Genomic DNA, 20,597 nt, shown 5'->3' with positions numbered 1-20,597 from the left:
ACCGCGTGTGCCCGGCTGTACCGCTCAGGGTTTGGGGATGCGCAGCGTCTTGCTGATCATCAGCGAGCCGGACACCGCAAACAGCAGCACCAACGGATGAAACTGCCACGGTCCGAGCTGCCACTGGCCCCACCACAAGCTCTGGCCGATATGGCCGCTGCTGGCGGCCACCGCCAGCAGGATCACCAGCAGCAGACTGGTGGGAATCGGGGTGCCTTCGAAATACGGCACCTTGTCGGCTGCGCCGGCGATCTCTTCGGCGGTCACGTTGTAGCGCGCCAACCGGCTGACGCCGCAGCAGACGAAATAGCTCAGCACCAGCCAGTCCCAGCCGCCACGCATGCCGCAGGCATAGCCCAGCGCTGCCGGCGCCACCCCGAACGAGATCACATCGGCCAGCGAATCCAACTCGCGGCCCAGGGTCGAGGACGCCTTGCGCCAGCGCGCCACATGCCCGTCCAGCGCATCGAACACGAACGCCAGCGGGATCAGCGCCATGCCCAGCAGCAGGTCGCCGCGATAGCCCTCCTGCAGGAAGCGCATCGACGCAAATACCGCGCCGGTGCCGCAAAAGGCGTTGGCCAGGGTGAACCAGTCCGCGAGTTGGAAATCGCGCAGCATCGAGAAATGGCGTTTCATGCGCAGCCTGAGGTGATCGAGGCGCAAAGGGTAACGCGCGCACGCCATGCAGGCGACCGTTTCGCGCTATCGGCTAGGCTGGCGATCAGCGTGGCCGCTCCGGCCGGGCACGATCGACGACGAGGACGGCATGAAGCGCAGCATCCTGATCACCGGCGCAGGCAGTGGCATCGGCGCCGGCGTCGCCACCGAACTGGCTGCCGACGGCCACCATCTGATCGTCAGCGATATGGACCTGACGGCAGCCGAACGCACGGCGCAGAGCCTGCGCGACGCCGGCGGCTCGGCCGAAGCGCTGGCGCTGGACGTGACCGATGACCACAGCATCGCGCAGGCCTTGATGCGGGCAACGCGTGCGCCGCAGGTGCTGGTCAACAACGCCGGGCTGCAGCAGGTTGCCGCGCTGGAAGATTTCCCGATGCAGCGCTGGGCCTTGCTGGTGGATGTAATGCTGACCGGCGCCGCCCGGCTCAGCCGTGCGGTCCTGCCCGGCATGCGCGCGGCCGGCTATGGGCGCATCGTCAACATCGGCAGCATCCACTCGCTGGTCGCCAGCCCTTGCAAGAGTGCGTATGTCGCCGCCAAGCACGGCCTGGTCGGCCTGGCCAAGGTCATCGCACTGGAAACCGCCGACTGCGACATCACCGCCAACACGCTATGCCCCAGCTATGTGCGCACTCCGCTGGTGGAGCGCCAGATCGCCGACCAGGCGCGCACGCGCGGCATTGCCGAAGAGGCGGTGATCCGCGATGTGATGCTCAAGCCGATGCCCAAGGGCGCCTTCATCGACTACGACGAACTCGCCGGCACGGTCGCGTTCCTGATCTCGCATGCCGCGCGCAACATCACCGGGCAGGCGATCGCCATCGATGGCGGCTGGACTGCGCAATAAGCACGGCTGGCGAAATTTTCACCAGCCGACGTGACCGCCTTGCGCCGCGAGGCGCGCGCGCAGTTGTCCACAGACTTGCGCAGGGTTCATCCACAGCGGGTGTGGAGAAATGCACGAAGCAGAATGCAGCCGGCATGCCGCCACAGCGTGCAGCGCCGGCTTGCGCTTGCGCTGGCTAATCCGACCGCGTGCGCATTGCCGGCAGCAGACCGAACGCGATCAGCGACAGCAGGCAAGGTAGAAGTTCGCTACTTCGGTGATCGCGCCAGCCAGCAGCAACAGCCGCGCTCGCCTGGGCGGCGGCGCAGCCCCTCAATCCCCGCTCAGATGCGCGAATACGTCCACGATTGCATGCGCCCGTCGCGATACGGCATCACGCCATGAAACGGACGCGGGTCGCCATCGAAGACCAGAGGCAGGAAATTGCGGTCGCCCTCCCACATCGGCACCTGGTCCATGCGGTCGATTGCCACCCATTCCAGCGTGCCTTCCGGGTTGGAGGCCTGCGGCTCGCCTTTGAAGCTGCGGATCAGGAACACGAAGCCCAGCCAGTCCTCGCCGTGCTTGCCGAAGCCCGGCCAGCTGATGGTGCCGCGCAGTTGCATGTCGCCACACTCCACGCCGGCCTCTTCGCGAATCTCGCGGCGCATGCCGGCCAGCATGTCTTCATCCGGTTCCACCTTGCCGCCGAGCCCGTTGTACTTGCCCAGGTGCTGATCGCCGGGGCGGGCATTGCGATGGATCATCAACACCTGCGTGCCGTCGGGCGACAACAGGTAACCGAGCGTGGCGACGATGGGGGTATAGGGCATGGCGGGCGAGCTGACATCGAGCGCATCAGTATGACCGATGCCGCGCAAACGACGCGACGCAGCCTCAGCCGACGGCGGCGTGCGAGCCGGGGCGCGGTGGCGCGACGTTGTCGGTATCCAAACGCAAGGTGGCCACGCCATGACCGCGCTCGGCCAGATAGTCCAGCCACTTGCCCAAGAATGTGTTCATGCGCATGCGGTGGCTGATCAGTTCGGCCGGCGGCGGGAACATGCCCATCACGTCCTGCCAGCGACGGCCGACGTAGCAATGGGTGGTCTCGGCTTGGCGGGCATCGCGGTACAGGCGCACATAGGCCGACGGGTCCGGCTCGCCGGTCACCGGGTCGCACAGGTCGTAGGTCAGCCGCAGCTCGACCGTGTAACGGTGACATTCGATCACGTCCAGACGCAGGTCCAGGCCATCGCCGATCGACGACACATAGGAGCCGGGAGCGAGGTCGGCCGGTGCGAACAGCCGCGTCAGGTGCTGGAAGTTCTCTGCGTACAAGCCCATCAGCCAGCCGAACCGGCTCAACTTGGGGATGCGTTCGAGTTTACTCAGTGCTTGCGCCATGAACCGATCCTACACGCTGCGCTGCCACACGGCAGCATTGACGACCAGCCATGGGCAGGCCTACCTTGGCAGAGCCCTGCTCCGCCCGCTTTGTTCGCCTGAAGCTTGCCAACAGAGCGCAGTACCTCACGGCCACCCGGATCCTGAACGCGCCATGCGCGTGTGCAATCCCCAATCCCGCCACACCAATCCCCACCTCAAAACATCTCGCGCTGCAGCCCCAGGGTGGACAACACCTTGCTGGAAATTTCCTCGATCGAGGTATTGGTGGTGCTCAGGGTCGGAATGCGCTCCATCTGGAACATGCGCTCGGCGGTGGACACCTCGCGCCGGCAGGTCTCTGCCGCGCTGTAACGCGAATTGGCGCGCCGCTCCTGGCGGATCTGCTGCAGACGCTCAGGATCGATGGTCAGGCCGAACAACTTGCTGCGGTAATTGCGCAGGCGCGGCGGCAGACGCTCGCTTTCCAGATCTTCCTCGGTCAACGGATAGTTGGCGGCGCGGATGCCGTAATGCAAGGCCAGGTAGATGCAGGTCGGCGTCTTGCCGGCACGCGATACCGCCACCAGGATCACGTCGGCCTCGTCGTAACTGAGTGCGATGCCGTCATCGTGGCTCAGCGCGAAATTCATTGCGTTGATGCGGCGGTGGTAGGTCTCGAAGTCCACCATGCCGTGCGCACGCCCTACGCGCGAATGCCGCGGCGCGTTGAGCTCGCGCTCCAACGGTTCGATGAAGGGCGCGAACACATCCAGCATCAAGGCGCCGCTTTCGGCGAGGATCATGCTCAACTGGGGATCGACGCAGGAATTGACCACCACCGGGCGCACCTGGTACCGCTCGCCTGCCGCGCGCACCCGAAGTGCCGCATCGCGTGCTTTTTCTGCATCGTCAATGAACGACATGCGGTCAGTCACGAAGTTGAACCCGCTGAACTGCGTGAGCAGGCTATGCCCAATCGTTTCAGCGGTGATACCGGTTCCATCGGAGACGTAGAACACCGGTCGAATTGTTGACATCAAGACCACCTCTTTGAACTGGTGTCCAAAACTTACGGGTTCATGCTTGTGCAGATTCCGCTGTGCACTGCATCATAGCGGCTTCTTCCTACGGACGCGGCCATCCAGCCCGCTCGGGCGATGGCCATACGGAGCATCGCGCTTGAACGAGAATATCCTGTGGTTGCATGAGCTACGCCTGGCCGACCTGGCCCGCGTAGGCGGTAAGAATTCCTCGCTCGGCGAGATGATCGGCAACCTGGCCGGGCTTGGCGTCTCGGTTCCCGGTGGATATGCGACCACTGCCGAAGCTTTCAAGGACTTCATCGCGCATAACGATCTTTCCAAGCGCATCTTCGACAAGCTGGCAACGCTGGACGTCGAGGACGTCACCGCCCTCACCGTGGCCGGCAAAGAGATCCGCGATTGGGTGATCGATGCGCCGCTGCATCCGGAACTGGACCGCGATATCCGCACCGCGTATGCACAGCTGTGCGCGGAAAACGGCGGGGGCGAGGTGGCCGTGGCGGTGCGTTCGTCGGCAACCGCCGAAGATCTGCCCGATGCCTCATTCGCCGGCCAGCAGGAGACCTTCCTCAATGTGACCGGTGCCGACGATGTCGTGCACAAGGTCAAGGAAGTGTTCGCCAGCCTCTACAACGACCGCGCGATCGCCTACCGCGTGCATCATGGTTTCAAGCACGAAGACGTGTTCCTGTCGGCCGGCGTGCAGTTGATGGTGCGCTCGGGCGTCGGTGCGGCCGGCGTGCTGTTCACGCTGGACACCGAATCGGGCTTCCGCGACGTGGTGTTCGTCACATCGAGCTTCGGCCTGGGCGAGATGGTCGTGCAGGGCGCGGTCAATCCGGACGAGTTCTACGTCTACAAGCCCACGCTGACCGCAGGCAAGCCGGCGATCCTGCGCCGCTCGCTCGGCAGCAAGGCGATCCGCATGGTGTACTCGGACGTGCCCGGCGAACGCGTGCGCACCGAGGACACCCCGGTGGAACTACGCAGCACCTTCTCGATCAGCGACGAAGATGTGCAAGAGCTTTCCAAGCAGGCGCTGGTGATCGAAAAGCATTACGGCCGCCCGATGGATATCGAGTGGGCCAAGGACGGTGTCAGCGGCAAGCTGTTCATCGTGCAGGCGCGTCCGGAAACCGTGAAGTCGCGCAGCCATGCCACCCAGATCGAGCGGTTCTCGCTGGAAGCCAAGGACGCCAAGATCCTGGTCGAAGGCCGTGCGGTGGGCGCCAAGATCGGCAGCGGTGTGGCACGCGTGGTGCGCTCGCTGGACGACATGAATCGCGTGCAGGCCGGTGACGTGTTGATTGCCGACATGACCGATCCCGATTGGGAGCCGGTAATGAAGCGCGCCTCGGCCATCGTCACCAATCGCGGTGGCCGCACCTGCCACGCGGCGATCATCGCGCGCGAACTCGGCGTACCGGCCGTGGTCGGCTCGGGCAATGCCACCGATGTGATCAGCGATGGTCAGGAAGTGACGGTAAGCTGCGCCGAAGGCGACACCGGCTTCATCTACGATGGCCTGCTGCCATTCGAGCGCACCACCACCGACCTGGGCAACATGCCGCCTGCCCCGCTCAAGATCATGATGAATGTGGCCAACCCGGAGCGTGCGTTCGACTTCGGCCAGCTGCCCAACGCCGGCATCGGCCTGGCGCGTCTGGAAATGATCATCGCCGCGCATATCGGCATCCATCCCAACGCGTTGCTGGAATACGACAAACAGGACGCCGACGTCCGCAAGAAGATCGACGCCAAGACCGCCGGCTACGGCGATCCGGTGAGCTTCTACGTCAATCGCCTGGCCGAAGGCATCGCGACGCTGACCGCCTCGGTGGCGCCGAATACGGTGATCGTGCGCCTGTCGGACTTCAAGTCCAACGAGTACGCCAACCTGATCGGCGGCTCGCGTTACGAGCCACATGAAGAGAACCCGATGATCGGCTTTCGCGGCGCCAGCCGCTATGTCGATCCGTCCTTCACCAAGGCCTTCTCGCTGGAGTGCAAGGCGGTGCTGAAGGTGCGCAACGAGATGGGCCTGGACAACCTCTGGGTGATGATCCCGTTCGTACGCACGCTGGAAGAAGGTCGCAAGGTGATCGAGGTGCTGGAGCAGAACGGACTCAAGCAGGGCGAGAACGGCCTGAAGATCATCATGATGTGCGAACTGCCGTCCAATGCGCTGCTGGCCGACGAATTCCTGGAGATCTTCGACGGCTTCTCGATCGGCTCCAACGATTTGACCCAGCTGACCCTGGGCCTGGACCGCGATTCGTCGATCGTGGCGCACCTGTTCGACGAGCGGAATCCGGCGGTCAAGAAGCTGCTGTCGATGGCGATCAAGTCGGCGCGCGCCAAGGGCAAGTATGTAGGTATCTGTGGCCAGGGTCCTTCGGATCATCCGGAACTGGCCGAATGGCTGATGCAGGAAGGGATCGAGTCGGTGTCGCTGAATCCTGACACCGTGGTCGACACCTGGCTGCGTCTGGCCAAGTTGAAGAGCGAGAGCTGATGGGCATGTTGGGGGCGGTGTCGGCGGCGGCTGCGGGAGCAGTCGCCGCAAGGCCGGTGGTGGCCAAGGCCACGGAACCGGCGTTCAACTGGGCCAACATCCCGTGGGCGCAATACGCGCTCAACTGGGGGTTGGCCCTGCTGATCCTGGTGGTCGGCATGTGGCTGGCCAAGCAACTCAGCCAGTGGCTGCACCGTGCGCTGACACGCGCCCGCGTCGAGATCACCCTGACCAACTTCCTGCGCAACGTGTTGTATGCGTTGTTGCTGGTGCTGGTCTTCGTCAGTGCGTTGAGCAAGATCGGCGTGCCGCCGACCTCGCTGATCGCAGTGCTGGGTGCGGCCGGCCTGGCAGTCGGTCTGGCGTTGAAGGATTCGCTGTCCAACATCGCTGCAGGCGTGATGCTGATCGTGCTGCGGCCGATGCGCGATGGCGACCATGTGGTGATTGCCGGCCAGGAAGGCATCGTGGATGAAATCCGGATCTTCCAGACCCGGATCCGCTCGTTCGACGAGCGCATGATCACCTTGCCCAACAGCACCATCACCACCTCACCGATCGTCAACTACAGCACCCTGCCCAACCGGCGCCTGGAAGTGACGGTGGGTGTGGGCTACGAAGACGACCTGAAGAAAGCCCAGCAACTACTGCTGCAGATTGCCAAGGACAATCCCAACATCCTGGAGTCGCCGGCGCCGTTTGTGCAGGTCACCAATCTGGGCGAGAGCACGGTCGATCTGATGTTGTTTGCCTATGCGACCAACGGCAATTTCGGCGCAGCCAAGAGCACCACCCTGGAACAGATCCGCAATCAGCTGCTCGAGAACGGACTCAACATCCCGTATCCGCAGCGCGACCTGCACGTGTATCACCACGATGCCGACGGCAAGCCCATTTCGGATCTGTTGCTGAAAGGCATCGCCGACGATGGCGATTTGAGCAAGGGACCGCCGCTGGCGCGCTGATGCACTCAATGGCGTGATGGAAAAGCAGAAGGCCGCATCGAACGATGCGGCCTTTTTTGGATGCGTTGCCACCGAGCGGCGTCTAGCCTGCGCGGTCGGCGGCCAGCGTTGCCTGATGCAGCCTTTGCCTCGTACGCGACTGGACGCCGGCGACACGCCTACGGCGTGCAACGCCGCCGTAACCGACCAGCACTCAACCCTGCACGTCGGCCTGGGAATCGCCGCCCAACGCGCCCATGAACTGACGGTAGTGGCGCAGCTCGTCGATCGAATCGCGCACATCGCTCAAGGCGGTGTGCGCCGAGCTCTTGGCAAAACCGCTGGCCACCGTCGGCGCCCAACGCCGTGCCAGCTCCTTGATGGTGGACACGTCCAGGTTGCGGTAGTGGAAGTAGCGCTCCAGGCGCGACATCTGGCGGTGCAGGAAGCGGCGGTCCTGGCAGATCGAGTTGCCGCACATCGGCGAGGCGCCGGCGCGGATCCACTCGCTCAGGAAGGCTACCGTCTGCGCTTCGGCCTGGGCGTGGGTGACCTGGCTGTCGAGCACGCGCTGCCACAGCCCCGAACGGCGGTGTTGATTGCGGTTCCACTCGTCCATGGCTTCCAGCGTGGCCAGCGGGTGGGCGATGGCCAGTTCCGGCCCTTCGGCAAGCACGTTCAACTGCGCATCGGTCACGATGGTGGCGATCTCGATGATGGAATCGCGATCGGTATCCAGGCCGGTCATTTCCAGATCGATCCAGATCAGTCGGTCGTTGCCTGCAAGGGTGTCTGCCATGTCGCCGTCCTGTGGAGGGCCGTCGCCGGCCGGATGCTGAAGGGCGCGCATCATACCGCGGCCGCGCCGCTCAGGGCGCGAGGGGTGGCTTGCCGCGCTTGGCCCTGAAGTAATTGGTCAGCCGCAGACCCGCCTCGGCGGCCAGTACGCCACCGCTGACCTGCACGCGGTGGTTGTGGCGCGGATCGGCGGGTAGATCGAACACGCTGCCGCAGGCGCCGGTCTTGGGGTCGCTGGCGGCGAACACCACCCGCGCGATGCGTGCGTGGACCATCGCCATCGCGCACATCGCGCACGGCTCCAGCGTGACATACAGCGTGCAGCCGAGCAGCCGGTGGTTGGCCAGGCGGCGGCCGCCTTCACGCATGGCCATGATCTCGGCATGTGCGCTGGGATCGTGGCTGGCGATATTGAAGTTCCAGCCCTCGCCCAGCACCGTGCCTCCGGCATCGATCAGCAGCGCGCCGACCGGGATCTCGTCAAAGTCGCGTTCGGCACGCTCGGCCAGGTGCAGGGCGCGTTGCATCCACTGTTGGTCGATAAGCGCCTGCGCCGCGTCGACCGCGGTCTCCACCGGCATGCTCACGCGGCGCTGCCGCTCTGGCGATCCAGGAACGCGGCGAACGCCGCCACGGTGGCTTCGCTGACATGGTGCTCGATGCCTTCGGCGTCGCGGCGCGCGGTGGCCTCGTCGATGCCCAGGGCGAGCAGGAAACGTTCGACGATCTGATGGCGCTGCCGGCTGGACGCCGCCAGCGCCTCGCCGGCCGGGGTCAGGAACACCCCGCGGTACGGGCGCTGCACCACCCAGCCGTCGCGCACCAACCGCTTGAGCATCTTGGCCACGGTCGGCTGCGCCACGCCCAGGCGCGCGGCGATATCGACCTGACGCGCCTCGCCGCCGTCGACCAGCAGGTCGGAGATCAGCTCCACGTAGTCCTCGACCAGCTCGGCGCGGCGCGCTTCGCGCACCTGACGGAAGCTCTCCATATGCACCTGTGCGTCGATCAGCGCCGGCGCGGCTGCTTCCAGCTTTTCGCTCTTGCCCACCCTCATCCTCGTCATCACGTCCGGCGCGACTGCCGGGATGCGTAGTTTGAAGCACGCAGCCGATCATTACGATTTAGATTGCCAATGCTCAACAGCATAGCCGTTGCTATATCATCGGTACAAACCTTAGCCAGCCTGCTTCCGCATGTCCTTCGATCTCCGTCCTCACGCAGCCTCACCCCTCCCCTCGCCGGCCGCGGCCCTTGGCGGGCTGGGCGATCACCACGCCAGCATCGCCGTGCCCAAGGGCGGCCATTGGTGGTTCCGGCTGCTGGCGTTTCTGGGTCCGGGCTACATGGTGTCGGTCGGGTACATGGACCCGGGCAACTGGGCCACGGACCTGGCCGGCGGCTCGCAGTTCGGCTATCTGCTGCTGTCGGTGATCCTGCTGTCCAACCTGATGGCGATCGTGCTGCAGAGCCTGTCGGCGCGGCTGGGCATCGCGACCGGGCTGGACCTGGCACAGGCCTGCCAGGCGCGTTACCCGCGCGGGGTGAACCGGGCGCTGTGGGGCATCTGCGAACTGGCCATCATCGCCTGCGATCTGGCCGAGGTCATTGGCACCGCCATCGCATTGAAGCTGTTGTTCGGCATTCCGCTGACCATAGGCGCCATCATCACCGCGGTGGATGTGGTGCTGGTGCTGTTGCTGATGAACCGCGGCTTCCGCGCGCTGGAAGCGTTCGTAATCGCACTGCTGTTGATCATCTCCGTGTGCTTCGGCATCCAGATCGCGCTGGCGGCACCGCCGATCGCAGCCGTGCTGGGCGGCTTCATTCCGCGTGCGCAGGTGGTCACCGACCCGCATGCGCTGTATCTGGCGATCGGCATCATCGGTGCGACGGTGATGCCGCATAACCTGTACCTGCATTCGTCGATCGTGCAGACACGTGCGTACCCCCGCACCGATGTGGGCCGCAGGTCGGCACTGCGCTGGGCGGTGACCGACAGCACCGCGGCGTTGATGTTCGCGCTGTTCATCAACGCCTCGATCCTGATCCTGGCGGCGGCAGTGTTCCATGCGCAGGGCCGCACCGATGTGCAGGAAATCGAACAGGCCCATGCCCTGCTCGCGCCGATGCTGGGCGTGGGCCTGGCCTCGACGTTGTTTGCGGTGGCGCTGCTGGCCTCCGGCGTCAATTCCACCGTCACTGCCACGCTGGCCGGGCAGATCGTGATGGAAGGCTTTCTGCAGCTGCGGCTGCCGCCGTGGCTGCGCCGTCTGCTGACGCGCGGCATCGCGATCGTGCCGGTGGTGATCGTGACCGGGCTGTATGGCGAGGCCGGTACCGCGCGGTTGTTGGTACTGAGCCAGGTGGTGCTGTCGATGCAGCTGCCGTTTGCGGTAATCCCGTTGGTGCGCTTCGTGTCGGATCGCGACTTGATGGGTGCACTGGTGGCACCGCCATGGCTGGTGCGCATCGCCTGGGTCATCGCGGCGGTGATCGTCGGCTTGAACCTGAAGCTGCTGTGGGATATCGCGCTGCATTGACGCGATGCAAGGAGCGAGGCCATGTCCGCTGAACTCCGTTCGCCAACCGACGTCCTGCGCGAACGCGAGGCGCTGGTACTGCAGGAAGCGTCCGGCTCGTTCAACGTCACCGAGATGCACCGCCCCTGCATCAACGGCGCCTTGCGGCGCCGTTGTCGTTCAACTCACTCCCACTCGATCGTCGCAGGCGGCTTGCCGGAGATGTCGTAGACCACGCGCGAAACGCCGCGTAGTTCGTTGATGATGCGGTTGCTCACCGTGCCGAGGAAATCGTACGGAAGGTGCGCCCAGTGCGCGGTCATGAAGTCGATGGTCTCCACCGCGCGCAGCGCGATCACCCATTCGTAGGCGCGTGCATCGCCGACCACGCCGACCGACCTGACCGGCAGAAACACCGCGAACGCCTGGCTGGTCTTGTCGTAAAGGTCGGCCTTGCGCAGTTCGTCGATGAAGATCGCATCGGCCTTGGCCAGCAGTTCGGCGTACTCGCGCTTCACTTCGCCCAGGATGCGCACGCCCAGACCGGGGCCCGGGAACGGATGGCGGTACACCATCGTGCGCGGCAGGCCGAGCTCGACACCGAGGCGGCGCACTTCGTCCTTGAACAACTCGCGCAGCGGCTCGACCAGGCCCAGCTTCATGTGCTCGGGCAAGCCACCGACGTTGTGGTGACTCTTGATCACGTGCGCCTTGCCGGTCTTGCTGCCGGCCGACTCGATCACGTCCGGATAGATCGTGCCCTGCGCCAGCCACCTGGCATTGGCCAGCTTGCTGGATTCTTCGTCGAAGATCTCCACGAACAGGTTGCCGATGATCTTGCGCTTGGCTTCCGGGTCGCTCACGCCTTCGAGCTTGGCGAAGTAACGATCGGCCGCGTTGACGCGGATCACCTTCACGCCCATGTACTCGGCGAACATCGCCATCACCTGGTCGCCTTCCTGCCAGCGCAGCAGGCCGGTATCGACGAACACGCAGGTCAGCTTGTCGCCGATCGCCTTGTGCAACAGCGCGGCGACCACCGACGAATCGACGCCGCCGGACAAACCGAGAATGACGTCGTCATCGCCCACCTGCTCGCGCACGCGCGCGATCTGGTCGTCGATGATGTTGGCCGCCGTCCACAGCGTCTGGCAGCCGCAGACATCGACCACGAAGCGGCGCAGCAAGGTCTGGCCCTGCAGCGTGTGGGTGACTTCGGGGTGGAACTGCACGCCGTACCAGCGCTTGTCCTCGTTGGACATCGCCGCCACCGGAATGCGGTCGGTCACCGCGGTGACGGTGAAGCCCGGCGGCACCTGCGACACGTGGTCGCCGTGGCTCATCCACACGTTCAGGCGCGACGCGCCGGCATGATCGGTCAGCCCAGCGAACAAGGCATCGGCGGCCACCACCTCGACTTCGGCATGGCCGAATTCGCGCTGATCCGCCGCTTCCGTAGCGCCGCCCAGCTGCGCAGCCAGCGTCTGCATGCCGTAGCAGATACCGAACACCGGCACGCCGCTGTCGAACACCTCCTGCGGCGCAACCGGCGCACCCGGCAAGGTGGTCGACTCGGGACCACCGGACAGGATGATGCCCTTGGCGCCGAAACCGGCGATCTCCGACGGGTCATGATCCCAGGCCCAGATCTCGCAATACACCCCGATCTCGCGAATACGCCGCGCAATCAGCTGGGTGTACTGCGCGCCGAAGTCGAGGATGAGAATCTTGTAGCTATGGATGTTGGTCATTGGCGCCGGGAATCGGGAACGGGGAATCGGGAATGGGCAAAGCGGCGCAGACGCTGGTTCATCGATTCCCGACTCCCGATTCCCCATTCACGCATGGGCATCAGCCCATGCGGTAATTCGGCGGTTCCTTGGTGATCTGCACGTCATGGACATGGCTTTCGCGCTGGCCGGCACCGGTGATGACGACGAACTTCGGCTTGGTGCGCATCTCCTCGATGGTCGCGCAGCCCACGTAACCCATCGTCGCGCGCAGGCCGCCGATCAACTGATGGACGATGCCACCGACCGGGCCGCGATACGGCACGCGCCCTTCGATGCCTTCGGGCACCAGCTTGTCGGCATCGCTGGAATCCTGGAAATAACGGTCCTTGGACCCCTTCTCCATCGCGCCCAGGCTGCCCATGCCGCGGTAGCTCTTGTAGCTACGGCCCTGGAACAGTTCGACCTCGCCGGGCGCTTCCTCGGTGCCGGCGAACAGGCCGCCGACCATTACCGTGGAGGCGCCGGCGACGAGCGCCTTGCCGATGTCGCCGGAGTAGCGGATGCCGCCATCGGCGATCAGCGGGATACGGTCCTGCAACGCTTCGGCGACCATGTCCACCGCGGTGATCTGCGGCACGCCGACACCGGCGACCACGCGCGTGGTGCAGATCGACCCGGGGCCCACGCCGACCTTGACCGCATCGGCGCCGGCGTCCATCAGCGCCAGCGCGGCATCGCCGGTGACGATGTTGCCGCCGATCACCTGCAGCTGCGGATACGCCTTCTTGACCCAGGCCACGCGATCGATCACGCCCTGCGAATGGCCATGCGCGGTATCGACGATGACCACGTCCACGCCGGCCGCCGCCAGCAGTTCGATGCGCTGCTCGGTGTCGCCGCCTACGCCGACCGCTGCGCCGACCAGCAGGCGCGTGGACCCGTCCTTGGCGGCGTTGGGGTTGTCGGTCTTCTTCTGGATGTCCTTGACCGTGATCAGGCCGCGCAGCTCGAAGCTGTCGTTGACCACCAGGATCTTTTCGATGCGGTTGCGGTGCAGCAGCTCCAGCACTTCCTCGTCACTGGCGCCTTCGCGCACGGTGATCAGGCGATCTTTCTTGGTCATGATGTGGCGGACCGGATCGTCGAGCTTCTTCTCGAAGCGCATGTCGCGGCTGGTGACGATGCCGACCAGTTCGCTGCCATCCACCACCGGCACACCGGAGATGTTGCGCGCACGGGTCAGCTTGAGCACCTCGCCGATGGTCGTGTCCGGGCTCACCGTGAACGGCTCGGTGATCACGCCGGATTCGAACTTCTTGACCCGGGCGACTTCGCCGGCCTGCTGCGCAGGGGTCAGATTCTTATGGATGATGCCGATGCCGCCCAGCTGGGCCATGGCCACCGCCAGGCGGTGTTCGGTCACTGTGTCCATCGCGGCCGAGAGAATCGGCAGTTTCAGGCGCAGATCGCGAGTCAGCCGGGTTTCCAGGCTGACGTCCTTGGGCAGGACGATCGAATGAGCGGGGACGAGGGAAACGTCGTCGTAGGTGAGAGCTTCAGCCTGGATGCGGAGCATCGGCGGACCCGAGTTTGGGGAAGCGCGGCATTTTACCCTGAAAGCCTTCACGAAGACACAACGCGACTGCAATGCAGCGTTACGCGCGCCTCAGCCAGCCGCGTCGGCCGCTTCCAGCGTGTTCTGCATCAGCGTGGCGACCGTCATCGGCCCGACTCCACCCGGCACCGGCGTGATCCAGGCCGCACGTTGCACCGCCGCGTCGAAACCGACATCGCCGACCAGGCGGCCATCGTCCAGGCGATTGATGCCGACATCGATCACCACCGCGCCCGGCTTGACCCATTCGCCCGGAATCAGGCCTGGCCGACCCACCGCCACCACCAGGATGTCGGCGTTGCGCACGCTGGCTTCCAGCACCTCGGGCGGGGTGAACTTGTGGCAGCTGGTGACCGTGCAACCGGCGATCAGCAGCTCCAGGCCCATCGGCCGGCCGACGTGATTGCTCACGCCCACGATGGTCGCGTTGCGGCCACGCACCGGCTGATCGGTGTGCCCCAGCAAGGTCACGATGCCACGCGGCGTGCACGGACGCAGGCCGAATTCGCGCAGCGCCAGGTGCCCGACATTCTGCGGATGGAAGCCGTCGACGTCCTTACGCGGATCGATGCGCTGGATCAAGCGGTTGGCATCGGGAATCCCCGGCAACGGTAGCTGGATCAGGATGCCGTGGATCTTGGGATCGGCATTGAGCTGGTCGATCAGCAGCGCCAGTTCGGCCTCGCTGGTGCCCTGCGGCAAGTCGTAATCGAAGGCTTCGATGCCGACCTTTTCGGCCGCACGCCGCTTGTTGCGCACATACACCGATGAGGCCGGATCACCGCCGACCAGCACCACCGCCAGCCCAGGGCGCGCCTTGCCGGCCGCCAGGCGCGCATCCACGCGCAGCTTCAGCCCGTCGAGCAGTTCCTCGGCGATGCGGCGACCATCGAGAAGGCGGGCCGGAGCAGAGGCAGCTGGCGCGGAAACGGTCATGGGGCGTCAGGTGTAGAGTCGAAGGCCGTCTATTGTCCCCGATTCCGTCATGACCGACACCACCTCGACACCCGATTCCATCACCACGTCCATCGAAGCGGCCGCATTTCGCCGTCTGTTGCAGCATCTCAACCAGCAGCGCCCGGATGTGCAGAACATCGATCTGATGATCCTGGCCGGCTTCTGCCGCAATTGCCTGGGCGACTGGTACCGCGAAGCCGCCGAAGCGCATGGCCAGCCGATGAGCAAGGAGCAGGCACGCGAAGCGGTGTACGGCATGCCGTTTGCCGACTGGAAACAGCGGCACCAGAAAGACGCCACGCCTGCGCAGCTGGAAGCCTTCGCGGCCGCTCAACGCCGGCACGGCTGAACGCTTTTGTGACCCTGCAGCCAGGCGACATCGCCAGGCTCGGCCAGCTGCCCTAGCACCGCCGTGGAGGTCGGCACGACGCCGGACACGGCGACGAATGCCAGCGGCGGCGTGACGCCGAGCAACACGCCGATGCCGGTCAGCACCAGCACGCGGACCGCGACCTGGAGGGCCCGCAGGCAGAAGATCTCAATGACGAACGACGCCAGATGGCGTCGTTCGTGGATGCAGCCGATGGCCAGACGATCAGCCGCGCGCGTCGGCCTCGGCCAATGCAGTGCGCAGGATTTCCTTGGCCGGCCCGCCGTGCTTCTCGTGCTCGAGCGCGAAATGCACGGTCGCCTCGATCAAGCCGATGTGCGCACCACAATCGAAACGACGGCCTTCGAAGCGATAGGCGTCGACGGTCTCCTGCTGCAGCAGTCCGGCGATTGCATCGGTCAGCTGAATTTCGCCCCCAGCACCGGCACCGGTCTGTTCGAGCAACTCGAAGATCGCCGGGCTGAGCACATAACGACCGACCACCGCCAGATTGCTCGGTGCCACTTCCGGCTTGGGCTTTTCCACAATGGCGTTGATGCGCCCCTTGCGGCCATCGAACGCATCGGTGGCCACGATGCCGTAACTGGCGGTCTTGTCGTGCGGCACATCCTCGACGGCGATGACGCTGCCGCCCGAGGCCTCGGCCACATCCGCCATCTGGGTCAGCGCACCGTCACCACGGTTCCAGATCAGGTCGTCCGGCAGCAACACCGCGAACGGCTCGTCGCCGACCACGGCCTGGGCACACAGCACGGCGTGCCCCAGGCCGAGCGCCTCGGCCTGCGTCACGAAAATGGCGCGCACGCCTTCCGGCAAGGCATGCCGCACCAGCTCCAGCTGTTCGAGCTTGCCGGCGCGCTCGAGCTTTTGCTCCAGCTCGTAGGCCTTGTCAAAGTAGTCGGCGATCGAGTGCTTGTAGCGATTGGTCACGAAGATCAGCGTGTCGCAACCGGCCTGGATGGCCTCGTCGACGGCGTACTGGATCAGCGGTTTGTCGATGATTGGCAGCATTTCCTTCGGAACCGTTTTGGTTGCCGGAAGAAAGCGGGTCCCAAGACCTGCGACGGGGAATACGGCCTTGCGAATACGCTTGCTCATTAAAGTCTTCTGACCTCACGTGCGGGGAATGGAACGACCGTATCAGATCGCGCGTCGACTTTCCGTCGAGCAGCCGCAAAATCCGGCATCAGACTGCCCAGCACAGTTTCCATCGCCTTGATGTCATAGCGGTTGACCGCCTCACGCAAGCGCGTCACCAGCTGCAATACCTGCTCGTGCGAGAACTCGCGCACACCTGCTTCCAGAATCTTGGGATGCGCGGTGGGGCGATAGTGCTCGTCGGAATAGAACAGGGTTTCGTGCAGCTTCTCTCCCGGACGCAAGCCGGTATAGAGGATCGCCACATCCTTACCGGGCTGTTTGCCGGCAAGACGGATCATCTGTTCGGCGAGCAGGCGAATCGGCACCGGCTCGCCCATGTCCAATGTATAGATCGCGCCATGCGAGGCGGAGGCCGCAGCCTGCACCACCAGCTGGCAGGCTTCCGGAATGGTCATGAAGTAACGCGTCACATCCGGATGCGTCACCGTGACCGGGCCGCCCTGCCGGATCTGCTCACGGAACAACGGCACCACGCTGCCGGCCGAATCCAGCACGTTGCCGAAGCGCACGGTGATGAAGCGCGTCGGCGCATCGCGCGCGTCAAGACTCTGGCAGATCATCTCTGCGTAGCGCTTGCTCGCGCCCAGCACGTTGACCGGCTCGACCGCCTTGTCGGTGGAGATGAAGACGAAGGTCTCGATGCGTGCACGCTGACAGGCGCGCGCCACGTTTTCGGTGGCCAGCACATTGTTGCGTACCGCCTCGCGCAATTGTTCTTCCAGCAACGGCACCTGCTTGTAGGCGGCTGCATGGAACACCGCATCCGGCGGGGCGGTGTGCAAGGCATGCGCAACCACGGCCGGGTCGCCGCAATCGCCAAGCACACGCACCACTTCGATATCGGGAAACAACCGACGCAGGTCAGAATCGATCGTCAGCAATGCCAGCTCATCGATTTCCAGCAGCACGATGCGCCGCGCACCGTGACGGGCGCACTGGCGGCACACTTCCGAACCGATCGAGCCACCCGCGCCGGTCACCATCACCGTCTTGTTGGTCAACCAGTCGCGAATCAGGCGCCAATCCGGCGTGACCGGTTTGCGATTGAGCAGGTCCTCGATCGCGACTTCCTTCAACTCGCCGGGCAACGAGCGCCCTTCCAGCACGTTGATCAGCTTGGGCACCATACGGAACGGCAGCCCGGTGCTTTCGCAGATGGCCACCACGCGCTGCATGCCCGAGGCGTCCAGCGACGGAATCGCGATGACCAGCAGTTTGGCTGCCGTCTCCTTGGCGATGGCTGCGGCCTGGTCCAGGTTGCCCAGCACGTTGAGGCCCTGAATCTTGGCGCCATGCAGATTGTTGGCATCGTCCAGATACCCGACCGGCACGAATGCACCGGTGCGGCGCAGATCACGGACAAGACCCTCGGCAGCGCGACCCGCGCCGAGGATCAACACCCGTTGCGCCGCATCGCCGGAGTGCGCGATCTGGTAATCCTTCCAGGCGCGATACAGCAGCCGCGGGGTACCCAGCAATGCCGACAGGGCAAACGGGTAGACCACCAACACCGACAGCGGCACCCCATCCAGGCGGTCGTAGGACAGCGCCAGCACGATCGCGACCAGACCCAGAAAACTCGACTTGAAGATGTTCCACAAGTCCGGCACCGAGGCGAAGCGCCACAGCCCGCGATACAGGCCCATCTTCCAGAACACCAGGCCTTGTGCCACCAGGACCACGGCGGTGCGCCAATCCCACAACGGCAGATCGGGAGCCTCGCGCAGCATGGAGTAGCGGCCGGCATGCAACAGCTGCCAGCACACCCACACCATCAACAGGTCATGCAGCACCACCGCAGCCTGCGGCAGGGCCTTGGTCAAATGGTCACGCCAGGAAATCATAAACGTCCATTACTCAGCAATTGCGCAGTCCGTCGCGCAGAAAATGCCAGATTGCGGTGGCACCTAGACCCCATACCAAGGCTCCAGAGACCTGCAGCCAATTTGCATCATGACGAATTAACACATACAAGCAGACAGCAGCGACGCTGAAAGCAAAATAAATAGCGCTTACCGGAACGTGCGTCTCAAGCCTGCGTGCCAGCCGCTGATAGAGATGTTGGGCATGCGGCTCCCACCACCGTTGCCCGGCGAGCATGCGAGACAGCAGCGTGAAGCCGGCGTCTACGAGAAACGCGGTCAGCGGCAACCAGCTGATCCACCAACTCACTTGCCCGCTGGCCACCGTCAGCGCCAGCAATGCAGCCAGTACATATCCCAATGCACCACTGCCGCCGTCGCCCAGAAAGATGCGCGCACGCGGAAAGTTGAACGGCAAAAATCCCAGGCAGGATGCAGCGACGGCAAGACCCGCCCACGCCCATGCGGCAGGCACGACCGCAGCAAACGCCAGTGCGGCCAGCGCCGCCTGGCTGCTGGCCAGGCCGTTGATGCCGTCCATGAAGTTCCAGACATTGATCAATATCACCGATGCCATGGCGGTGAGCACGCCATCCCAGAGCTGGCCCGTGTAACGGCTGACCAGCCAACCCAGCATGGCCGACGCCAGCAGATGGATCGCGAACCGCAGCCTGGCCGAGAGCGGACGATGGTCGTCCCACCAACCTACCCCGGCCACCAGCACCAGCCCGGCAGCGAACCAATAGATGACCGAGCCTGCCGCCGGCCAGAACACGCTTGCCGTCAGGCACCCGGACAGCAGCGCGGCAACGATTGCCATGCCACCGCCACGCGGAGTGGCGACCCCATGGCTGCGACGTTCGCCCGGATGATCGAGCAGACGCCGATGCAGCGCGTAGCGTCGCAGCAACCAGGTCCCCACTGCCGCGACCGTCAGGTGCAACAGACACCACCACAGCCAGACCTGCGGCATCAGACCACCGCGTAGTTCAACAGCGGCTTGACCGTTCCCCATTCCTTGCAGCTCGGGCACTGCCAGTGGTGCGTCTTCGCGCCGAAGCCGCAGCGGGTGCAGCGGTAGCTCGGGTTGCGCACCAACAACTGGTCGGTGATGTGCTTGAGATCCTGCAGGGTGCCGACCGGGTCGCTGCCTTCGGCCAGGGTCAGGTCGATCAACGCCGACTCGCCGCGGACCGATGGTCGGTCCTTGAGCTGACGACCCAGGTAAGCCAGCGCAGGGGCCACGCCGTCCTGCGCTTCCATCAGCTGCGTCAATGCCAGCACCGGGGCGATGCCGCGGTAGTGCTCGGTCATCTCCGACAGGAAATTACGCGCACCGGCGATATCGCCGACCCGGCGATAGGCCGCCATCAACGCAGGGATGATTTCAGGCAGGTACTCCGGATCATGCCGGGCGGCGCGTTCGAATGCGCGCACGGCCGCTTCATCGTGTCCACGCTCGGCTTCGATGCGTCCTTCCAGAATGCCGGCGCGTACCGAAGTGCCATCGGCCTGATACGCGCGCGCGATCGCCTGCAACGCTTCGTCGGGCTTGCTCAGGCCACGATAGCGATCGGCCAGCTCGCACTCGAATTGCGCAATCAGCTTGCCCATCGGCTCGCCGGTGACTTCTTCGTAACGGGTGGCGTTGTCGATCGCCTTTTCCCAATCGCGCTCGGCCTGATAGATGCCGATCAGATGACGCAGTGCCTGTGGGGCACGCTGATCCAGTTGCGCCAGTTCGGTGAACACGGTCTCGGCACGATCCAGCAGGCCGGACTTCATATAGTCCTCGCCCAGCGCCAGCAAGGCCTGCACGCGCTGTTGATCGGTCAGGTCGGCACGTTGCACCAGACCCTGGTGCAGCCGGATCGCGCGATCGACTTCACCGCGACGGCGGAACAGATGCCCCAACGCGACCTGGGTCTCGAAGGTCTCCTTGTCCAGTTCGGCGATATGCAGAAATAGTTCGATCGCCTTGTCCGGCTGCTCGTTGAGCAGATAGTTCAGACCGCGAAAGTAGGTGCTGGATAGGCGACTGACCTGGGTATCGCCGTGGCGTTGACCACCGCGGCGGCCAACGATCCAGCCCCCCAACGCTGCCAACGGCACGAACAGGAAGAACCAGATCCACTCGGTCAGAAAGTCCATACGCGC

General features: G+C 64.6%; 21 protein-coding genes. 6 read left to right on the top strand and 15 right to left on the bottom strand.

The window, feature by feature from the left end; all coding sequences use genetic code 11:
* Nucleotides 1–24 precede the first annotated feature (24 nt).
* On the bottom strand, nt 25–687 hold the full coding sequence (locus tag FHT09_RS07165) for a CDP-alcohol phosphatidyltransferase family protein (RefSeq protein WP_181141209.1): 663 nt from the start codon (nt 685–687) through the stop codon (nt 25–27).
* Between the two features lie 82 nt (nt 688–769).
* Between FHT09_RS07165 and FHT09_RS07160 the strand changes: the two genes are divergently transcribed.
* The gene (locus tag FHT09_RS07160) at nt 770–1,531 is read left to right on the top strand and encodes a 3-hydroxybutyrate dehydrogenase (RefSeq protein WP_104604898.1); all 762 of its coding nucleotides are present in this window, start codon (nt 770–772) and stop codon (nt 1,529–1,531) included.
* Between the two features lie 323 nt (nt 1,532–1,854).
* Here FHT09_RS07160 and FHT09_RS07155 read toward each other — a convergent pair whose 3' ends face one another.
* From FHT09_RS07155 to FHT09_RS07145, 3 genes are all read right to left on the bottom strand, one after another.
* Entirely contained in the window at nt 1,855–2,343 is a 489-nt protein-coding gene (locus tag FHT09_RS07155) for an 8-oxo-dGTP diphosphatase (RefSeq protein ID WP_104604900.1), read from the bottom strand.
* Between the two features lie 64 nt (nt 2,344–2,407).
* Nucleotides 2,408–2,917 (bottom strand): DUF1249 domain-containing protein, encoded by a 510-nt coding sequence (locus FHT09_RS07150; protein ID WP_104537233.1) that lies wholly within the window; start codon nt 2,915–2,917, stop codon nt 2,408–2,410.
* 197 nt (nt 2,918–3,114) lie between these two features.
* A complete protein-coding gene (locus FHT09_RS07145; protein WP_104537232.1) occupies nt 3,115–3,936 on the bottom strand; it encodes a pyruvate, water dikinase regulatory protein in 822 nt (273 codons plus the stop codon).
* Between the two features lie 142 nt (nt 3,937–4,078).
* On the opposite strand from FHT09_RS07145, the gene ppsA reads away from it, so the two are divergent.
* Both ppsA and FHT09_RS07135 read left to right on the top strand, forming a co-directional pair.
* The gene (ppsA, locus tag FHT09_RS07140; protein ID WP_104537231.1) at nt 4,079–6,457 is read left to right on the top strand and encodes a phosphoenolpyruvate synthase; all 2,379 of its coding nucleotides are present in this window, start codon (nt 4,079–4,081) and stop codon (nt 6,455–6,457) included.
* Complete coding sequence (locus tag FHT09_RS07135) at nt 6,457–7,422, top strand: mechanosensitive ion channel domain-containing protein (RefSeq protein ID WP_104537230.1); 966 nt, start codon at nt 6,457–6,459, stop codon at nt 7,420–7,422. The genes ppsA and FHT09_RS07135 overlap by 1 nt, the downstream gene beginning before the upstream one ends.
* A 193-nt stretch (nt 7,423–7,615) precedes the next feature.
* Here the strand turns inward: FHT09_RS07135 and orn are convergent, their stop codons facing one another.
* The 3 genes from orn to mntR form a co-directional block, all read right to left on the bottom strand.
* On the bottom strand, nt 7,616–8,200 hold the full coding sequence (orn, locus tag FHT09_RS07130; protein ID WP_104537879.1) for an oligoribonuclease: 585 nt from the start codon (nt 8,198–8,200) through the stop codon (nt 7,616–7,618).
* Nucleotides 8,201–8,270: 70 nt separating this feature from the next.
* Complete coding sequence (gene tadA, locus FHT09_RS07125) at nt 8,271–8,786, bottom strand: tRNA adenosine(34) deaminase TadA (protein WP_181141210.1); 516 nt, start codon at nt 8,784–8,786, stop codon at nt 8,271–8,273.
* Complete coding sequence (mntR, locus tag FHT09_RS07120; protein WP_104604901.1) at nt 8,783–9,250, bottom strand: manganese-binding transcriptional regulator MntR; 468 nt, start codon at nt 9,248–9,250, stop codon at nt 8,783–8,785. Before mntR ends, tadA begins: the two co-directional genes overlap by 4 nt.
* A gap of 145 nt (nt 9,251–9,395) precedes the next feature.
* Between mntR and FHT09_RS07115 the strand changes: the two genes are divergently transcribed.
* Together FHT09_RS07115 and FHT09_RS07110 are read left to right on the top strand one after the other, a co-directional pair.
* Nucleotides 9,396–10,742, top strand: coding sequence for an Nramp family divalent metal transporter (locus FHT09_RS07115; RefSeq protein WP_104604693.1), 1,347 nt, complete (start codon nt 9,396–9,398; stop codon nt 10,740–10,742).
* Between the two features lie 21 nt (nt 10,743–10,763).
* Nucleotides 10,764–10,952 carry a hypothetical protein gene (locus tag FHT09_RS07110; protein WP_146096431.1) on the top strand — a complete coding sequence of 63 codons (189 nt, stop codon included), beginning with the start codon at nt 10,764–10,766 and terminating at the stop codon, nt 10,950–10,952.
* Here the strand turns inward: FHT09_RS07110 and guaA are convergent.
* The 3 genes from guaA to folD form a co-directional block, all read right to left on the bottom strand.
* Nucleotides 10,907–12,472, bottom strand: coding sequence for a glutamine-hydrolyzing GMP synthase (guaA, locus tag FHT09_RS07105; RefSeq protein ID WP_104604696.1), 1,566 nt, complete (start codon nt 12,470–12,472; stop codon nt 10,907–10,909). The two genes, FHT09_RS07110 and guaA, sit on opposite strands and share 46 nt — an antisense overlap.
* A gap of 100 nt (nt 12,473–12,572) precedes the next feature.
* The gene (guaB, locus tag FHT09_RS07100) at nt 12,573–14,030 is read right to left on the bottom strand and encodes an IMP dehydrogenase (protein WP_104537180.1); all 1,458 of its coding nucleotides are present in this window, start codon (nt 14,028–14,030) and stop codon (nt 12,573–12,575) included.
* 90 nt (nt 14,031–14,120) lie between these two features.
* Complete coding sequence (folD, locus tag FHT09_RS07095) at nt 14,121–15,005, bottom strand: bifunctional methylenetetrahydrofolate dehydrogenase/methenyltetrahydrofolate cyclohydrolase FolD (RefSeq protein ID WP_104604698.1); 885 nt, start codon at nt 15,003–15,005, stop codon at nt 14,121–14,123.
* A 49-nt stretch (nt 15,006–15,054) separates the two neighbouring features.
* Here folD and FHT09_RS07090 point away from each other — a divergent pair, with 49 nt between their 5' ends.
* Nucleotides 15,055–15,375 (top strand): DUF1244 domain-containing protein, encoded by a 321-nt coding sequence (locus tag FHT09_RS07090; protein WP_104604700.1) that lies wholly within the window; start codon nt 15,055–15,057, stop codon nt 15,373–15,375.
* Here FHT09_RS07090 and FHT09_RS07085 read toward each other — a convergent pair.
* The 5 genes from FHT09_RS07085 to lapB form a co-directional block, all read right to left on the bottom strand.
* Nucleotides 15,357–15,527: a hypothetical protein gene (locus FHT09_RS07085; RefSeq protein WP_166774689.1), complete on the bottom strand. Its 171-nt coding sequence runs from the start codon at nt 15,525–15,527 to the stop codon at nt 15,357–15,359. The two genes, FHT09_RS07090 and FHT09_RS07085, sit on opposite strands and share 19 nt — an antisense overlap.
* Nucleotides 15,528–15,621: 94 nt before the next feature.
* Complete coding sequence (gene galU, locus FHT09_RS07080; protein WP_104604702.1) at nt 15,622–16,515, bottom strand: UTP--glucose-1-phosphate uridylyltransferase GalU; 894 nt, start codon at nt 16,513–16,515, stop codon at nt 15,622–15,624.
* Nucleotides 16,515–18,422, bottom strand: coding sequence for a nucleoside-diphosphate sugar epimerase/dehydratase (locus FHT09_RS07075; RefSeq protein WP_181141211.1), 1,908 nt, complete (start codon nt 18,420–18,422; stop codon nt 16,515–16,517). The genes galU and FHT09_RS07075 overlap by 1 nt, the downstream gene beginning before the upstream one ends.
* Before the next feature lie 13 nt (nt 18,423–18,435).
* Nucleotides 18,436–19,413 (bottom strand): glycosyltransferase family 4 protein, encoded by a 978-nt coding sequence (locus FHT09_RS07070; RefSeq protein ID WP_104604704.1) that lies wholly within the window; start codon nt 19,411–19,413, stop codon nt 18,436–18,438.
* Nucleotides 19,413–20,591, bottom strand: coding sequence for a lipopolysaccharide assembly protein LapB (gene lapB / locus FHT09_RS07065; RefSeq protein ID WP_104537174.1), 1,179 nt, complete (start codon nt 20,589–20,591; stop codon nt 19,413–19,415). The genes FHT09_RS07070 and lapB overlap by 1 nt, the downstream gene beginning before the upstream one ends.
* Between the last annotated feature and the right edge of the window lie 6 nt (nt 20,592–20,597).

The sequence above is a fragment of the Xanthomonas sp. CFBP 8152 genome (assembly GCF_014199025.1).
GTDB classification, from domain to species: domain Bacteria; phylum Pseudomonadota; class Gammaproteobacteria; order Xanthomonadales; family Xanthomonadaceae; genus Xanthomonas; species Xanthomonas arboricola_B.
This window is presented reverse-complemented; position numbering and strand designations above follow the sequence as displayed.